This window comes from Rhizobacter sp. Root404 (assembly GCF_001425865.1).
Taxonomy (GTDB): Bacteria; Pseudomonadota; Gammaproteobacteria; order Burkholderiales; family Burkholderiaceae_C; genus LMDS01.
Map to the genome: position 1 here is coordinate 1,231,857 of NZ_LMDS01000004.1, position 15,126 is coordinate 1,246,982.

Annotated in this window: 17 protein-coding genes and 1 pseudogene; 3 read left to right on the plus strand and 15 right to left on the minus strand. The window is 57.3% G+C overall.

What is annotated here, in order from left to right; all coding sequences use genetic code 11:
- Positions 1-219: 219 nt before the first annotated feature.
- The 7 genes and pseudogenes from ASC76_RS24485 to ASC76_RS10320 all read right to left on the minus strand — a co-directional run bounded on the left by ASC76_RS24485 (position 220) and on the right by ASC76_RS10320 (position 5,496).
- The gene (locus ASC76_RS24485; protein WP_082549172.1) at positions 220-693 is read right to left on the minus strand and encodes a GNAT family N-acetyltransferase; all 474 of its coding nucleotides are present in this window, start codon (positions 691-693) and stop codon (positions 220-222) included.
- Positions 694-796: 103 nt separating this feature from the next.
- Complete coding sequence (locus ASC76_RS24490; RefSeq protein WP_371262105.1) at positions 797-1,117, minus strand: DUF1272 domain-containing protein; 321 nt, start codon at positions 1,115-1,117, stop codon at positions 797-799.
- A gap of 93 nt (positions 1,118-1,210) precedes the next feature.
- Complete coding sequence (locus ASC76_RS24495) at positions 1,211-1,711, minus strand: cupin domain-containing protein (protein WP_235580410.1); 501 nt, start codon at positions 1,709-1,711, stop codon at positions 1,211-1,213.
- Positions 1,712-1,751: 40 nt separating this feature from the next.
- Positions 1,752-2,660, minus strand: a complete 909-nt coding sequence (locus ASC76_RS10305; RefSeq protein ID WP_056465200.1) for an EamA family transporter — start codon at positions 2,658-2,660, stop codon at positions 1,752-1,754.
- Positions 2,661-2,884: 224 nt separating this feature from the next.
- Positions 2,885-4,129, minus strand: a complete 1,245-nt coding sequence (locus ASC76_RS10310) for an MFS transporter (protein ID WP_235580411.1) — start codon at positions 4,127-4,129, stop codon at positions 2,885-2,887.
- Positions 4,130-4,164: 35 nt separating this feature from the next.
- Positions 4,165-4,437 (minus strand): annotated as a pseudogene (locus ASC76_RS10315) (LysR family transcriptional regulator); the annotation flags it as partial.
- Between the two features lie 135 nt (positions 4,438-4,572).
- Entirely contained in the window at positions 4,573-5,496 is a 924-nt protein-coding gene (locus ASC76_RS10320) for a LysR substrate-binding domain-containing protein (RefSeq protein ID WP_162247096.1), read from the minus strand.
- A 22-nt stretch (positions 5,497-5,518) separates the two neighbouring features.
- On the opposite strand from ASC76_RS10320, the gene ASC76_RS24500 reads away from it, so the two are divergent.
- On the plus strand, positions 5,519-6,442 hold the full coding sequence (locus tag ASC76_RS24500) for a LysR family transcriptional regulator (RefSeq protein WP_082548988.1): 924 nt from the start codon (positions 5,519-5,521) through the stop codon (positions 6,440-6,442).
- Entirely contained in the window at positions 6,439-7,047 is a 609-nt protein-coding gene (locus tag ASC76_RS25230; RefSeq protein WP_157615493.1) for a hypothetical protein, read from the plus strand. Before ASC76_RS24500 ends, ASC76_RS25230 begins: the two co-directional genes overlap by 4 nt.
- A gap of 57 nt (positions 7,048-7,104) precedes the next feature.
- On the opposite strand, the gene ASC76_RS24505 is transcribed toward ASC76_RS25230, so the two are convergent.
- Genes ASC76_RS24505 through ASC76_RS24525 form a run of 5 tightly spaced genes read right to left on the minus strand, consistent with a single transcriptional unit; the run spans position 7,105 to position 10,970 of the window.
- Positions 7,105-8,034, minus strand: coding sequence for a DMT family transporter (locus tag ASC76_RS24505; protein ID WP_082548989.1), 930 nt, complete (start codon positions 8,032-8,034; stop codon positions 7,105-7,107).
- A 21-nt stretch (positions 8,035-8,055) separates the two neighbouring features.
- Positions 8,056-8,649 (minus strand): YbhB/YbcL family Raf kinase inhibitor-like protein, encoded by a 594-nt coding sequence (locus ASC76_RS24510; protein WP_082548991.1) that lies wholly within the window; start codon positions 8,647-8,649, stop codon positions 8,056-8,058.
- Between the two features lie 18 nt (positions 8,650-8,667).
- Entirely contained in the window at positions 8,668-9,462 is a 795-nt protein-coding gene (locus ASC76_RS24515) for a phosphodiesterase (RefSeq protein ID WP_162247097.1), read from the minus strand.
- Between the two features lie 52 nt (positions 9,463-9,514).
- Positions 9,515-10,327: a class I SAM-dependent methyltransferase gene (locus ASC76_RS24520; protein WP_082548993.1), complete on the minus strand. Its 813-nt coding sequence runs from the start codon at positions 10,325-10,327 to the stop codon at positions 9,515-9,517.
- A gap of 52 nt (positions 10,328-10,379) precedes the next feature.
- A complete protein-coding gene (locus ASC76_RS24525) occupies positions 10,380-10,970 on the minus strand; it encodes a LysE family translocator (RefSeq protein WP_082548994.1) in 591 nt (196 codons plus the stop codon).
- Between the two features lie 232 nt (positions 10,971-11,202).
- On the opposite strand from ASC76_RS24525, the gene ASC76_RS10335 reads away from it, so the two are divergent.
- The gene (locus ASC76_RS10335) at positions 11,203-12,309 is read left to right on the plus strand and encodes an enolase C-terminal domain-like protein (protein WP_200947127.1); all 1,107 of its coding nucleotides are present in this window, start codon (positions 11,203-11,205) and stop codon (positions 12,307-12,309) included.
- A gap of 47 nt (positions 12,310-12,356) precedes the next feature.
- Here ASC76_RS10335 and ASC76_RS24530 read toward each other — a convergent pair whose 3' ends face one another.
- From ASC76_RS24530 to ASC76_RS10350, 3 genes are read right to left on the minus strand one after another with little or no spacing between them, the layout of a single operon-like run.
- Positions 12,357-13,871, minus strand: a complete 1,515-nt coding sequence (locus ASC76_RS24530; RefSeq protein WP_082548995.1) for a class I adenylate-forming enzyme family protein — start codon at positions 13,869-13,871, stop codon at positions 12,357-12,359.
- On the minus strand, positions 13,868-14,326 hold the full coding sequence (locus tag ASC76_RS10345) for a MaoC/PaaZ C-terminal domain-containing protein (RefSeq protein WP_056465206.1): 459 nt from the start codon (positions 14,324-14,326) through the stop codon (positions 13,868-13,870). Before ASC76_RS10345 ends, ASC76_RS24530 begins: the two co-directional genes overlap by 4 nt.
- A 5-nt stretch (positions 14,327-14,331) precedes the next feature.
- A complete protein-coding gene (locus tag ASC76_RS10350) occupies positions 14,332-15,117 on the minus strand; it encodes an enoyl-CoA hydratase/isomerase family protein (protein ID WP_056465207.1) in 786 nt (261 codons plus the stop codon).
- Positions 15,118-15,126 lie beyond the last annotated feature (9 nt).

The window sequence follows — 15,126 nt, forward strand, 5'->3', positions numbered from 1 at the left end:
GTCCCTATGAAAGCGAGCCCCAGAAAAATGGCAGCAAAGAGCATCACTCCAGCGGCTATGCGTTTCTCCGGTCTCGTCATCCGCGCGTCCTTTACAACACCAAAGTGGCGGCGCCGTCGGCGGCGCATTGCCCGTTAAAAGGCGCGTGCCCTATAGAGTTCACGCGTAATCAATCGGCAGCAGAGAACCTGCGTGCTGCGTGATACCTATAGGCTTAAACTAGCGAACAGTTGCTTCTCGCGAATACACGATGAATCCGGAGAAGGTCGCGACCTTGTCGTAGAGGAGCCGAGCTGCCGCGTTTGACTCGTGGGTTTGCCAGTACAGTCGTCCAATCCCGGCATTTCTGCACGACTCGTGGGCAGCTTCGATTAGCAATCTTCCTACGCCCTGGCCGCGAGCACTTGGCGACGTAAACAGATCTTGCAGATAGCACGTCAACTCTTTTCGCGTCGTACTACGGTGGAAAAGAAAATGCGTCATACCGATAAGCTGACCCTCAAGCTCGGCGACAAGTGCGAAGACCGGTTCGTTTGGATCTAGAAAACGCTGCCAGGTCACTTGGGTAATGTCCTCGGGCAAGGCAGAGTCGCCGTGCCGGCCGTAGAAGGCGTTGTAGCCATCCCACAGAGGCTTCCAACGCTCGAAGTCTCCAAGTTGAACCTCTCGTACCACCACTTGAGTGTCATCCATAGCGAGCCTCCCGCTGATCTGTGGAAAGGTGACTTCCGGCCGTTCCCATTCAGGCAGTTCGCCCTGCCAGTCCATCGATGCATTCAACTGCACACGGGAAGCGCTAGCGCTTATTCGGAGGGATCTCGCGCAACTCTTCGACAAACCGCGAAATCTCCTGCTCAGTCCATCGCGTGTGCTTCCGGGTAGTTCCCGCCGGGTGCGTACTTAAGCCGAGACTGAGACCGGGTCGCCAGGCGCGCACCGGTCGAATGGGACGTCGCTCGAAGCCGCCACCACAAGTAGGGCAGACATTGCGAAGACGCAAGTCAACACACGAAACGCAGTAGGTACATTCGTAGCTACAAACTCGCGCATCGAGCGAATTTGCAGGTAGGTCCGTATCACAAAGCTCGCAGTTAGGCCGAATTTCCAACACCGACACTCTCCTAGTGGATTGAATTTGCAACTTCAGCAAGGACAAAGAGCTTCGGATTTCGAAGCTGGGACAGGTTATGCGACTGCATCAGCGTCGAGCTCAGATTGGCGTTCCGTCCTTGCGTGTGAATTGCCATCGGCCATCGATCAAACTCGCAGCCAGATCGTCATCAGAATAGGTGGCGCTGTCACCGCTAGTTCGATCACCGATCTCTAGGTAGATCACATCTTCGTTTGTCTGGTTGACCAAGCGGTGCCCGTCACCGGTGCCAGCCTTGAAACCAGCACACATCCCTGGAGCAAGTTTCTCGTAGCCCGCATCGGTGTGCAATGTCGGATGCCCAGAAAGCACATAGACGAACTCGTCCTGCCGCGTATGCGCGTGACGCAGAGAAGATACAGCGCCCGGCACAAGCGTGGTCAGATTCACTCCAAAGTTTGCAAGGCCGAAAACTTCCCCAAGTTGCCGCTTCACTCTGCCTTGCATCATCGTCGCATAAGGCTCGGGATAGATGGACGCCTTCGCCCGAGTAGCGACCTCGGCTGCTACCACAGCCACCGGACCTTTTGGGGATGTCAAACTGCTCATGATATTGTCCATAAAACGAAGTCTCGATGCCGCGAGCTTGTGCTCCGCTTCATCAGATTTTCAGCCGAGTTCTGCCGGAGCTCACGAACCGCTCAAATAGAGGCGAAAACACGTGTACCGCCAGGCCAGCCAAAATCAAAATGGCCCCCTGCACTTTCCACATGGGCATGGACTCGCCGGCGACTAGCGCGGAGGCCGTCATCCCGAAAACTGGCACAAGCAAGGCAAACGGAGTCACGAGGTCTGCCCTATGCCGCATCAAAAGCCAATTCCAGATCCCAAAGCCTGCCAACGTATTGCCTACCGCTTGCCATACGACAGCGCTCCATCCAACCCAGGTCGCTGAGCGTGCCGCACTAAGAACTTGTGTTCCCTCAAAAGCTACCGTCAGAGCAATGAGCGGCGGGACCGCAAACAGGCTAGACCAGATCATGAACTGCAGCATGTTGATGCGCTGCGGAGTCACCAGTCCAGCTTGCTTTACAAGCAGATTACCGCCTGCCCAGCAACTGGCTGCGAGAAGTATGACGAACAAGCCTTTCAAAGTCACCGTGGCGCCGGTGTGCTGCGCAATGAAGACAAATCCAATAGCAGTCAACAGAAGGCCTACAAGGGAGGCTTTGGCAATCTTCTCGTGAAACCATGCGGCAGCAACCACTAGCGTAATCAAGACCTGGCACTGCATCAACAAAGATGCGAGCCCAGGCGAGATGTCACGCTGCATAGCGTAGTAGAGAAGACCGAACTGGCCAGGGCCAGTCAAGAGTCCGAACATGGCCAACCATCGAATAGCCACCTTTGGTCGGGGTACCACCAAGATCCAGGGGACCACGGCAATGATGAACCGAAGCGTGGCGAAGGCAAAAGGCGGAAACTCTTCGAGCCCGAACTTGATTGGTACGAAGTTGGTCCCCCACACGAAGACCACGGCGAGCGCTAGCAACGTATGGGTCAGTGGCATAAAAAAAGCACGGAATGAAGGAACACGGTTCTCTTTTGCGCTGGCGCTGGCCGCCACGGGCTCACCGAAGGCCTTGATCCCGCAAACGCTTTACTTTCCGCAGAAGCTCAAGAGCGACAGGGCGGTAAAGCTCAGAGGACCCGAGGTCGCTGCATACAGCCAGACACCCAAGAGCGTCGTCGCCGTGAATAAGCCGGCTAAAACAAGCGTGCTTCGGTGCGGCTTCATACAGTTTTTACCTCGAACCTACTTTCCACCGACTGATCTCGAATGGGCAGGTTGAGAAGAATGGACGCAACTCCAAGCCCGATGGAAATCGCCCACATGGCTGAGTACGATTGTGTCCTGTCGTAGAAGATCCCACCCAGCCAAGATCCGGCGAATCCTCCCAATTGATGTCCCATGAAGACCATTCCGAATAACGTGGCGATATAGCGTACTCCGAAGATTTGAGTCAGGATTCCCATGGTCAATGGCGCGGTCCCGAGCCAAGTAGCCCCAATGACCAGGACAAAGATATACAAGGAGACTTCACTCAGGGGGGTGGCGACAAACGCAATCATCGACAGGGTTCGGATGGTGTAAAGCGTCGCCAAGACGTATTTCGTTCTGTACGCATCGCCTAATCGGCCGAACAAGTAGGTACCCCCTGCGTTGGCGAGTGCAATGATCGCAATCGCGTTGACCCCCGCTTGCGCGCTCATCCCCGCGTCTTTCAGGTAGGCGGGAAGGTGAGTGGCAAGAAATGCCAACTGGAAGCCGCAACTGATGAATCCAAGATTCAGTAGCCAAAAGCCACTATGTCGCCACGCCGCAGCGATCACAGGACCGACGGGGGGTGCGACGTCTGGGGAAGTTCGCTCACCCGGACCCGCGGACCGGTCGTCGAGGACCCAGGCACAGGCAGAGGCGATGAGGATCGCCACGGCCAATACTTGCAAGGTATTCGACCAACCGATCACGTCTATCCCCAGCTGAGTGAACGGCACCATCAAAAATGTCACTACGCCACCGACGGCACCCGACATACCTTGCGCAGTCCCTCTGAAGCGGGGCTCGACGAGGCGCGATACGGCACCATAGACCACGGCGAATGAGGTAGCCGTCAACCCGATTCCGACGACGGCTCCAGCACCAAGGGCAAGCAGGGTAGTGGTGCCTGCAAGGGCCTCCATTACCAAGCCCGTCGCGTAAATAACGCACCCCCCCAAAATCACGTTTCGAGTTCCGAACTTGTCGGCCAAGAGACCCGTGAGCGGCTGCGCCAAACCCCACACGAGCGCTTGAATGCCCATGGCGAATGAGAATGTCTCCCGCCCCCACCCGTGCTCACCGAGTAGCGGAAGCATGAACAGACCCTGCACATGACGAGATCCAAGCGCCAATCCCGATACCAAACCGGCGCAACAAATCAGGAGAATCGTGTTCCTGGGCAGGGACTGTTCTGCACTACTGGCCGCATTCATCATTGAGTCCTTTAGGCGTGACCTCGCTGCGGAGGCATGATCGCTCCAAGCGTCTCTTGCAATCCCGTCATCATCGAATCTGTCACGGCAAAGAGAGCCTGGCCAGCGGCGGTGAAGTGAATTTCACGGTAGCCGCGGACGAACAGTCGAGTACCAAGGCGCTCCTCGAGCGCGCGAATTTGTCGGCTGACCGCAGGCTGCGTCAAGCACAAATCGTCGGCCGCCAACGTAATACTCATTCGACGACCGACCGCCACAAAGGCTCTAATGAGGTCGAGCCAAGGAATTCGAACCAACGGGACACGTGACATGGCGAGCAACCGAGTTGACTTGCTTCATGATGTCCGGTTCAGACCGCTATGGGCTGAGCACTGCTGAGGTGATTCGATCTAACCCTCAGCATTCGCTCGCTGTCAGGGTTGCCATGGAGCTGGCGGACCCGCGCTCTACGACTGAGCGGAACCTTCTGCCAGAAGCCACCCCACGAATTGCCGAACGGCGACCCTGTTGACCTGCTCTCGAGCCACCACCACTTGATAGGGCTTGGCCGGCACCGAGTGCGCAGAGGCTCGTACGAGCTCGGACGATTGAAGTTTTTGCTCCACGACCCGCTTCGGCGCCAAGACTAGCCCCAGTCCCTGGCAGGCAGCCTCTATTGCCAGATGCAGATCCGAGCAGACGAGCACCGGATGGAGGTCATGAGACCCCATGCCGCAACTCGCCAGCCATTGCCTCCAGCTGGTGACCGGATGCTCGATCAATGGCATTGACGAGGCGATGCTTGCAGCGCTCATTCCTCTGGCTCGAACCGCGACGTTAGATGCGCCAACCGCTATGAGCTCGTCAGACCATAAGGGGGTCGCAACGAGACCATCACCTTCCATGTGCCCGTAGCGCAGACCTATGTCGACGCCCCCACTGCCAATCGTCTGAAATCGTTCGCTCGACGTAAGCACGAGGTCGATGCCTCTGTATTGGTTCATGAACCGATACAGCCGTGGAGCCAACCACAGGCGTGCGAACGCTTGGGCGGCTGTTATGCGAAGCTGCGTGCGTCTGCCCGGGATGCGCTCGTAGAAGCCGTCACGCAACCCATGCGAAAAGCGCTGGACAGCCTTGAGATACTGCTGTCCAACGTGAGTCAGCTCGACGGAGGGTGACAGTGAGCTCACAAGATGCAGGCCGAGTCTGTCCTCCAATAGCGCAATTGACTGCCCAATTGCGGAGACACTTACCCGGAGTTCGCCCGCCGCCTTGGATAGACTCAGATTCCGTGCCGCCGCTTCGAACGCCATGAGGCAATGTACGGGCGGCGGATTCGATATGCCACCCAGCACTGCTTCCTGATCGCGATCTACTTTCTTGTTCACGTACGAATAGTAGCCTCTGCACATGTCTAAAAAGTTCGAGCGCGATGACACGCCCTCTCACAGCCTCCTCCCCATTCATGAACTGATGGCGTTGGAGGCGGTCGCTCGGCTCGGTTCAGTCCAGCGGGCCGCGGACGCATTGAACGTGACCCCGTCGGGAATCAGCCACCGCATAGCAAGTCTGGAGGAGCGGGTTGGAGTCGAACTACTGCTTCGTGACGGCAGAGGAGTCGCGCTCTCGCTGGAGGCGAAAGCATACGTCGATGAGGTCAGAAAGGGTCTCCTGGGTTTGGCGAGCGACACAGAGACCTTACGCACCGAGGAAAATAGCTCCGTGCGGCTAGCCACAGCCGCCGCGATAGGCGCATCGTGGCTTCTGCCACTTCTAAAGAATCGCATGTCACTGGTGCGGCGCGCAAGGCTCGACATCATCACAGTCGCGACCCCAGACGAGCTTCCCCCTGACCGGTGGGATATCCTGATCCACTACGGGCACCACCCCCGACGCGGCAGCCAACGGCACCAATTGTTTGTAGACATGTTGATCGCGGTCTGTGCACCGCAACTGAAGCGACAGCCCGGCTCCAACAGCTCAGACGCCAGCCCCCTATCTGTTCTTCGCCTGGCCCAGCTTGACGCAAGAGCTAAGGACTTCGGAATTGAGGGGTTGACCTCGGGGGATAGCCACCTCCTCTTCGACGACGCACTTGCGATGCTCGAAACGGCTGCGTCGGGAGCGGGAGTCGCAATATCCACTAGAGCCGCAGCCAGACCCTACTTGGACTCTGGCCGTCTGGTCCTCGCGAGCGATGTCAGCTTGGCGGGGGAAAAGTACTTTGCCGACCTATCAGAGGCCGGCAAACGAAAGCCTGTGGCAAGGGATCTGTTCGAATCGCTGGTGCTGAACTCTCACACAAACCGACAAGGGGCAATAAGCGATCCATGAACCTCAGTCTATGCAGTGACCGCGTGGCGGCATCGGTGTCAGGTCAGTTCGCCAAGTCTGGGGCCTGGGAGGATGCTTGGCGAGTTGACCGGAAGCGCCTGGTCGACCTGTCGGAGCTCCGCGACTACATCGGAGATTCCAGCGAAATCGCGTTTGAGTCGTTCTTTGATGACGTTTTTGTAGGCGTTCGCTGCCGCGGCGCGCCGGTGACACTCCTGCAGTTCTCCTTGGCATGCATTCACGCGCTCGGTAAGTCTTCCCCGAAGGATTTCGCGCTGTCAATGGACCGGTTTATTGGCGGCGAATCTCGTCAGCCAGCGCAGTTCGCTGAAATTGGATGCGTGAACGCATGGAAAAGTGTTGGTCCAATCAGAATAAATCGGACGCCCTATGGTTTCCCGGCTATCGAAGACTTGTGGCCGTTGGTGCAGCGATCGCCCTGTGGCCTGGATGAGCACCACGCGAAGGCGATTGAATTCAGCTTCGGCGGGCCGTGCGATCACTGGATCGGACTGCCCGTTTCAGGTCGCGTCGGGCCTCGAGCAATAGATGCCGATTTGCTCGCAGAAGCGCTCACGCTGTACGCTGGCGCGGAAATCACCTAGTGCTTCAAAAGAATAGCGAAAGCAGGCGCGTGCATCAGCGGAAACTCCGAACGATCGTTACGCACCGACTTTTTTGGGTGCGGAAACCGCCCCGCTAGCGAGTACCACCCCTGCGGCAACCACGAACATCGCCGCAAGGAGCGCGTCGGATAGTGGCTCGCCCAGCAGCCATTGCCCACCGATTCCGGCGACAACTGGCGGCAAGGCAGAGGTGAGCGCCGCACGCGAGCTACCGAGGTTCTTGATAGTGATCAGGTACATCAGCGGACCAACGATTCCCCCGAGCACCATCTGAGCCACGAGTTGTAAGAGCAACTCGTTCCTGGACGCGGCCAGCACTCTTGCAAGATCGACTTGTAAGAACAGGCACGGAAGAAGCACAAGCGCCGACCAAACATTCACCACCAGCAGGCCAGTGGCGGGAGGCAGACCGCTATTTCGAAAGGCCAACGTATACGCGGCTGCCCCAACCGCCGCCAGCAAGAATGCTGCGTCGCCCAGCGCGAGTACGGAAACGTCGGCCGACATCACGAGCGTCACGATGCCCATAAATATCGAAACCAAGCCGACTACGCGTCCGCAACTGAGTGTCTCTCGGTAGATTGCCCAAGCGCCGCAAGCCGTCAGCAGCGGGATCGTTCCGGCCAAAAAGATCGAAAGGTGGGCCGCCGGCGCATACCTCGCTCCCACCGCAACCAACAATCCGAAAGGAGCCCCTCCCCCGACCACGATCGTACCCAGTCGCGTCCAGCTCAACCCGCTCGGCTTACAGCGAGCCCAACCGAGCCCGAGTCCCATGATTAAGCCGGGAACGATGTATCGCATCATCGCCAGTTCCAAGGGGCTAAAGCCGGTCGTCACGCCACGTCGCGTCGCAACCTGCCAGGCGGCTGAGGCGAACACAGTCGCCAGCGCTGCGGAACAACCGACAAAGGCTTGCCGCCTCAACAAAGCACTCGGACCGAGCCCCTCGCGGTTTTCCGTCACAAAGCAGGCGGCAAGTACGATTCAGCGACCATATGTCACAGTCATCGTCGCTTTCCCAATCGTTTGAGAATTGATCATGAAACCAGCAAGTGCGGCAGTCGCCTCTCTTGGAAGATCCAACCGGTCGGTCTTTAGCGCGAATACTGTAAAGACGTAGCGATGAGCGGAGTCACCGGGCGGAGGGCAAACCCCGCCCCAGCTTGCGGAGCTAAAGTCGTTCCTAACCTGCTCCGCCCCTAATGGCAGCTGCGCGTTTCCCTCTTCCCCGGCTCCCCCTTTCAAGTTATTCACAGAGCTCGGGATATTTACTACGACCCAATGCCACCAACCGCTGCCTGTCGGCGCATCAGGGTCGTACACAGTCACGGCGTAGCTGCGGGTGCCGCGCGGCGGGTCGCTCCATGAAAGAGCTGGCGAACGACCCTGCCCCGAACAGCCAAACCCTCGGAATTCGAACTTCGAATCCAAGCGAGCGCCATCGCTGACCTCAGTACTCGTCAACCGAAACTTCGGCGACCCCATGGGAGGAATCGATGCACAGCTGCTTGAGAGCAGAACAAGAGTAAGGGAAGCGGAAAAGAGACCTCTCCTCCGGGTAAAATTTCTGTACGTCATAGTCGAAACCTTGACTGGCTAAAAAAACGGAAGGGGGTCGAGCGCCAGGCCCGACCTTACGAGATGGGTCACAAGTCCATTCACCGGGCTCCACATGTGGAGCAGGTAGCCAACAGGTGCCGAAAACGATGCGGGCGTCGCTAGCGGACTGAGGCGCAATGCGATCTCACTTGCCGTGCTCGGCGCCGACATTGCCAATGTGTTGGCCCATTTTCGAACGATGCTTCGATGGACGTGTCCACACAAGACTGCCTCGATACCCCTGTGTCGGCCAATTAGGCCGGCAAGCTTTTCTCCGTCGACGCAGCCGTACGCATCAAGATAGCTAATCCCACATGAAAACGGAGGGTGGTGCATAACTACAAGCGCTGGGCGACCCTCAAACGACAAGAGCGCATCCTCCAGCCACAAAAGCGTTTGATCGTCCAGAGACCCCGCGTGACTGCAATCGTCAGTCGAATCAAGCGCGACCAGGTTCAAATTCCCCAGCGACACAGCGTAGTTCAATGGGCCCGTTTCCGGAAGAAATCCTAACCCTCGAAACGCCTGGCGAAATGCCTCTCGCTTGTCGTGATTGCCCGGGATGACGTACCACGGCATCGGAAGCCTTCCGAGCAAGGCGCAAGCGTGCTCGTACTCTTCCGGCAAGCCGTCCGCAGTGACATCACCCGTTATGACCACGAAGTCCGGCCGCAAGTCGAGCTCAAGTACGCTGTCGATCGCGCGGACGAGCATTTCATTGGAATCAATGAGGCCGTGATATAGGACCTCTGGCGCGCACACGTGCAGGTCGGAAAGCTGAGCGATTAGCATTGAGGCGCCTATGTGAGGTGCGAGCGGTAAACACTGTCGGGGAACAGACGTATCAGTCCGCGCATGAGGCGGCGAAGACACTGCCAACGGAGCCCTTCTTTGCCACCATGATCGGGCTCCGATGACATATTTTGATACTCGGTTGTTTTTCAAAGAACGGGGCTGTCTGCGCGACCAGCCACGACCTGGCCTCATGCACCCCAATTTCATCGCCGGTTTGCGCGATGACGTTGGAGATGCTCAAGAAGTAGTTGACGAGCTGAGACTGGGTGAATGCGATGTCGTTCGCGTACGAATCTTCGTACACGAGATGAAAGCCAAACGTCGCTAGGTCTTCTCGGCTCGCCGACGGTAGGCCACGATCTGGCGTTGGATAACGTTCCAGGAAACCATGAAGGAACCAATCCTCAAATTGGTTCTCATCCGTTGATCTCCCCAGAAAATAGTTGTCATACACGATCAAATACCCCGGAGACCGAAGCACACGCGACAGCTCGGGTAGAGCGAGTCCAGGTTCAATCCAGTGAAATACCTGACACATCGAAACTAAGTCAAAGCTGCCATCATCAAAGATTAGCTGCTCGGCGGTAGCGACTTGGTAGGTAACGTTCTCATGCTGTGCAGCGCGCGAAATCATTGCTCTCGATCGGTCGATGCCGATCACCTTTCGGGCCAATGCCAGGAGCGCAACTGTGGACAAGCCGGTACCGCATCCGACATCTAGCCCATCCGAAAGAACGTTCATCGGCAGCGCCGATTTCACTCTTGCCAAGGCGAGCGGATGGAAGAAGGTTCGTCCCGCCACATAACGTTTGGACGCGTCGTCAGTCTCGAAGAATCGCATCTTCGCTGTTCGCTCGTTCATGATCCGCTGGCAGCGTTCAGTAATTCACTTGCGGCTTGGAAGGTCGGTCTGCTCAGAACAGGATCGTTATCGCGAGTACGAACAGCGACAGCCCGGTTGCAACGTTAAAGATTCTCAGGCGAAGCGGACTCGTTAGGAACCGCCTCAAAACCACCCCGAAGCAGGCCCAGCAAGACAAAAGGGGAAATGCGACAGCAAGGCCGACGATCGCCACAATGATTGCACTTGTCGGCAGGCTGAAGTTGGCCGGCATAAAGAGGGTTGCTAGAGTGACGGCTTTCAGCCAACTCTTCGGGTTAACCAGTTGAAAAAGCGCTCCGTCCGCAAAGCCTTGTGCCTTTGCGGTCGCTCCTTCTCCTGTGCCACTTGAATTGGCGATCTTCCACGCCAAAACACCTAAATAGGCTGCACCCGCTACCTTGAGTACGGAATGAAAGACTGGGTATGCCGTGAAAACAGCGCCGAGTCCCGTGCAAACCAGAACCGTAATGGCAAAAACGCCAGCGCAAATTCCCAGTAGGTATGGCAACGTCCGCCGATACCCGAAGTTCGCACCTGAATTGGCCAACATGACGTTGTTGGGCCCCGGCGTTCCCGACATGATGGCGCAGTACGCCACCATTGAAACAAGACTGTCAGCCATCACCGATTGATCCCACTTTAAAGAAGGGAGATCGATTCTGTCGACTTCTGCAGTGCGCGACCAACGTGAAAGTGGACAGTTAAGGAGTCATTTCGGACAGACGACGAGGTTCTGCGCACCCCTAAGGTAATCTTGTCCGCTCGGGCCCTTTTCAATTAAGCAGATAGCGGATACGGTTCGCGACTCGCTTGTGGTCATGCCGTTCAAAGGACGGCATCTTGCTAGGGCGATCATGAACGCGACGGCGCTGTCGCAGGGAGATCCAGCTTTGAAAATCGTAGCTCTTGAGGCCCGGGTGGTCACTGTCCCGATGGCTCCCCACCGCACGGCCAGCGTTACGGTGGTCGCGTCTCCTCTCGTGCTGGTATCCGTCACTACCGAGGCGGGGCATCGGGGTGACGCGATCCTCTTCACGTATACGCCAATCGCGCAAAAGCCGTGTGCTGAATTCATAACGGGTTGCGCAGCTCTTGTCGTTGGCAAGGAGCTATCCCCTACGGCGATATCTGATGCGCTTCATGCTCGATTTCGGCTTCTCGGGACCCAGGGCATAGCGGGAATGGCACTCGCGGGTATCGACATGGCGCTTTGGGACGCCTTTGCTAAATCCCGGGAACAGGCGCTGCATGTTCTTTTGGGAGGCGAGACTGCTCCGTTGAAGTACTACGGCAGCATCGGCATGGACGGTGCCGAAGGATCAGCCCGGGAAGCCGAGAGGTGGGCACGACAAGGCGCTCTAGGCGTAAAAGCGAAGATAGGATATGCCAGTCTGGACGAAGACGTAGCCGTCATACGCGCCATGAGAGACGCTGTGGGCCCAGATGTCTCATTGATGGTGGACTACAACCAATGCCTGAGTGCGGCAGAGGCCGCCCGCCGTCTAAGACAATTGGATGTTGAAGGACTGCACTGGATCGAAGAACCGATCCTCGCTCATGATTGGACTGGCCTGGAACGCCTCCGTCGCGAGATCCGGACACCAATTCAATGTGGTGAAAACTGGTGGGGCCCTTTGGACTTCCGACATGCGGTAGAGACTGGCGTCAGAGACCTTTTTATGGCGGACGTCATGAAGGCAGGAGGTGTGACCGGCTGGATCCGTGTGAGCGCCCTAGCCCAGACGTACGGGATCACGTTGTCCACCCACCTGTGGCCAGAGATAAGTTCCCGGCTACTTTTGACATCCCCTAACGCGGGGTGGGTGGAATACTCCGACTGGTGGAACCCCATTCTGACGGAGCCTCTGCGCTTAGAAGGCGGTGTAGTTCGAGTCGATGAGGCGCCCGGAACAGGCGTAACCTTCGATGACGTGGCCGTCGAGCGCTACGCCGGTGGCTAGGTTTCCGATCGGTGGCTAGAGCGAGGGACGCGCCTTAGGACTTCCCGTTAGACGCGGCGCTCTTTGCCCTTCCAGAAGTGCTCTCGGACTGCACGCTTAACGACCTTACCGACTGGGCTGCGCGGCAGCTCATCCCACACATAATAGTGTTTAGGGGCCATTACTCCGCCAAGTCGCTCCCGGCACATGGCGCGAATTTCATTGATGTCAAGTTCGGCGCCTGGCTTGAGCTGCAGGACAGCTGTAACAGCCTCGCCCCACTTCTCGTCAGGTTGGCCCACGACCGCGCAGTCTTGAACCGCAGGATGCGACAGCACAACTTGCTCCACTTCACTCGAGAAGACGTTGAATCCACCAGTAATGATCATGTCCTTGATGCGATCAACAACGTAAACATAGCCTTCGCTGTCCCGGTACCCAACATCTCCCGTGTGGTGCCAACCGAATCTGCTCACTTCCTCTGATTCGGCGGGGTGTGCGTAATAGCCTGCCATCACCAGATCACTACGGATAGCAATCTCACCTCGTTCTCCATCAGGAACGATATGCCCATTCGGGCTGAGGATTTCCAGTTCAACCAACAAAGTAGATCTACCGCAGCTGCTAAGACGCTCGGGGCCCACCCCAGCTAAACACTCAGCATGCTCCGCCGGCGTCAGGACCGTTGCCATTAGCGGAACTTCCGCCTGTCCGTATAGCTGGACCATCACCGGTCCAAAGACATCGACCGCCTCCCGGATTTTCTGTGGTGCCATTGGGGCGGCAGAGTAGATGAAGTAGCGGAGCGACGAATAGTCGCCCGACGCGACCTCGGGATGTAGAAGAAGTGAATAGATCGCTGTCGGCGGCAAAAAAAGGTGAGTAACTCGCTCCTTTTCTATAGCGGCCAGAAGCAGGGGCGGATTCACACCCCGATGAATCAGCACCGTCGCTCCCCTAGCCAAGAGGCAGAAGGCGATGACGCCTGCCGCATGGGTAAGCGGCGTTGCTGCAAGATAGACGCCGGGCGTCTGGTCAGGAAGGTGAATCCAAAAGCTACAGACCATCGTCTGAAACACGCGATTGGTCCATATCACGGCCTTTGGTGATCCTGTCGTCCCGCCAGTGGACAGCATCGCACAGACCTGATCAGGAGCTGAGCTAAGCTCATGCAAGGCCCGAGAATCTTCTCTTGAGTCGAGAGCAGTTAGCCTGACGCTTTCGCTCAAGCCTGCGGAAATCGCGTACGCCTCATCCCACGTTTCTGAATCCCAAAGGAGCGCGTCGACGTTGCACCGCTTCATGTAACCGATGTTGTCTTGTGTGCTGTTCCGAACATTCAGCGGAACCCACACGGCGCCCAACCGGAAGACCGCCAAAGCCCCGACGAGCGCAAGATTACAGTTGGGAGCCAAGATGGCGATTCTCGACCCATCATGCATTCCTTGCGACTGCAAAGACGCGGCAAGCAATTCGACGCGCGTTAGCACCTCTTCGTAGGTCAGCGACTCGCCATCGTCTTTCAATGCAACCCGCTGCGGGTATCGCTTCGCCGACTGAGCGAATAGCTCGAACGGGTTCACGGCTCACCCCTCGTTGAGACCATGACGATTACCTCCACCGTGCAGACAACTTCACTTTCCTGACTTCTTAGCTCTGTGCTCAAGGTGACAATGCCTCGACCCGGTTTGTTGGAGACTCGCTTGTCCTTCACCACAAGTCGCGCCTGCACGGAGTCTCCCGCTCGGAGGGGCCTAACGAATTTCAGCTTCCAGTCGAATCCGCCCAAAAAGACCCAGCGACGATGATTCGTGTTGTAGACCTCGATCAGCGATCTGTACCAGAGCGTGACGATGAATCCCCCACTCGCGATTCGCTCGCCGAAGGGCGACTGCGCGGCCGCGACTAGATCGAGATGAAACGGCCAGGGATCGTTCTTTAGCGCGAAGTCGAGCATCTCGGCTTCGTCACACGTGCAGTTTGAACCCACGTGTACGGACCCTACCTCTAGATCTTCAAAGTAGACCAACGTCGGCATAGCAATTACCGGAACTTCGGCAGGCGCTTCTCGATAAACGCGGTGATGCCTTCCCGCCCTTCCTCGGACCCGGCCATGGACGCTATGTAGCGTCCCTCCAACTCCATCTGCGTCTCAAGGCCGTTACCCCACGTCGCCAGCAGCAGCTTCTTCATCGCCTTGTGCGATCCTGATGCGCCACTGGCAAGTCGACTCGCCAGGTCGAATGCCGTTACCGCCAATTCGGCGTCAGGAATGACCTCGTGGACTAGACCCCACTCTAGGGCCTGCTGCGAGGAGAGTTTTCGATTTGTGAACATCAAGTCCTGGGTCTTTCGAAGTCCGATCAACCGCGGTAAAAAGTATGTGGAACTTCCGTCCGGGCTGAGACCAGCCTTGGAATAGGCCATCGTGAAGGTCGCGCTTTGCGCGGCCAGCACAATGTCTCCGCATAGAGCCAAGCTAAATCCGCCTCCAGCAGCAACACCATTAACGGCCACAACCAACGGCGCCTTCATCCGTGAAAAGATTGAGATGGCTCGATGCACATCGTCCGCCATGCGTTTCACGCGCAGACCAGCGCCAGGTTCCAAAGCGCCCATTTGCTTCAGGTCGCCACCCGCACTGAAGAACTTCCCAGTTCCCGTCAGGATCACCGCCCGAATGGAACCTTCGGCATCCAGGGTGGCGGCCACCTGTGCCAGCTCAGAGGCCATAACGAGGTCTATTCCGTTGGCAGCGGCTGGTCGGTTCATCCGAACAGTCCCGACAGGACCTTGAATCTCTACCTCTAACGTCTTGTAGTCACTCATGTTCTCTCC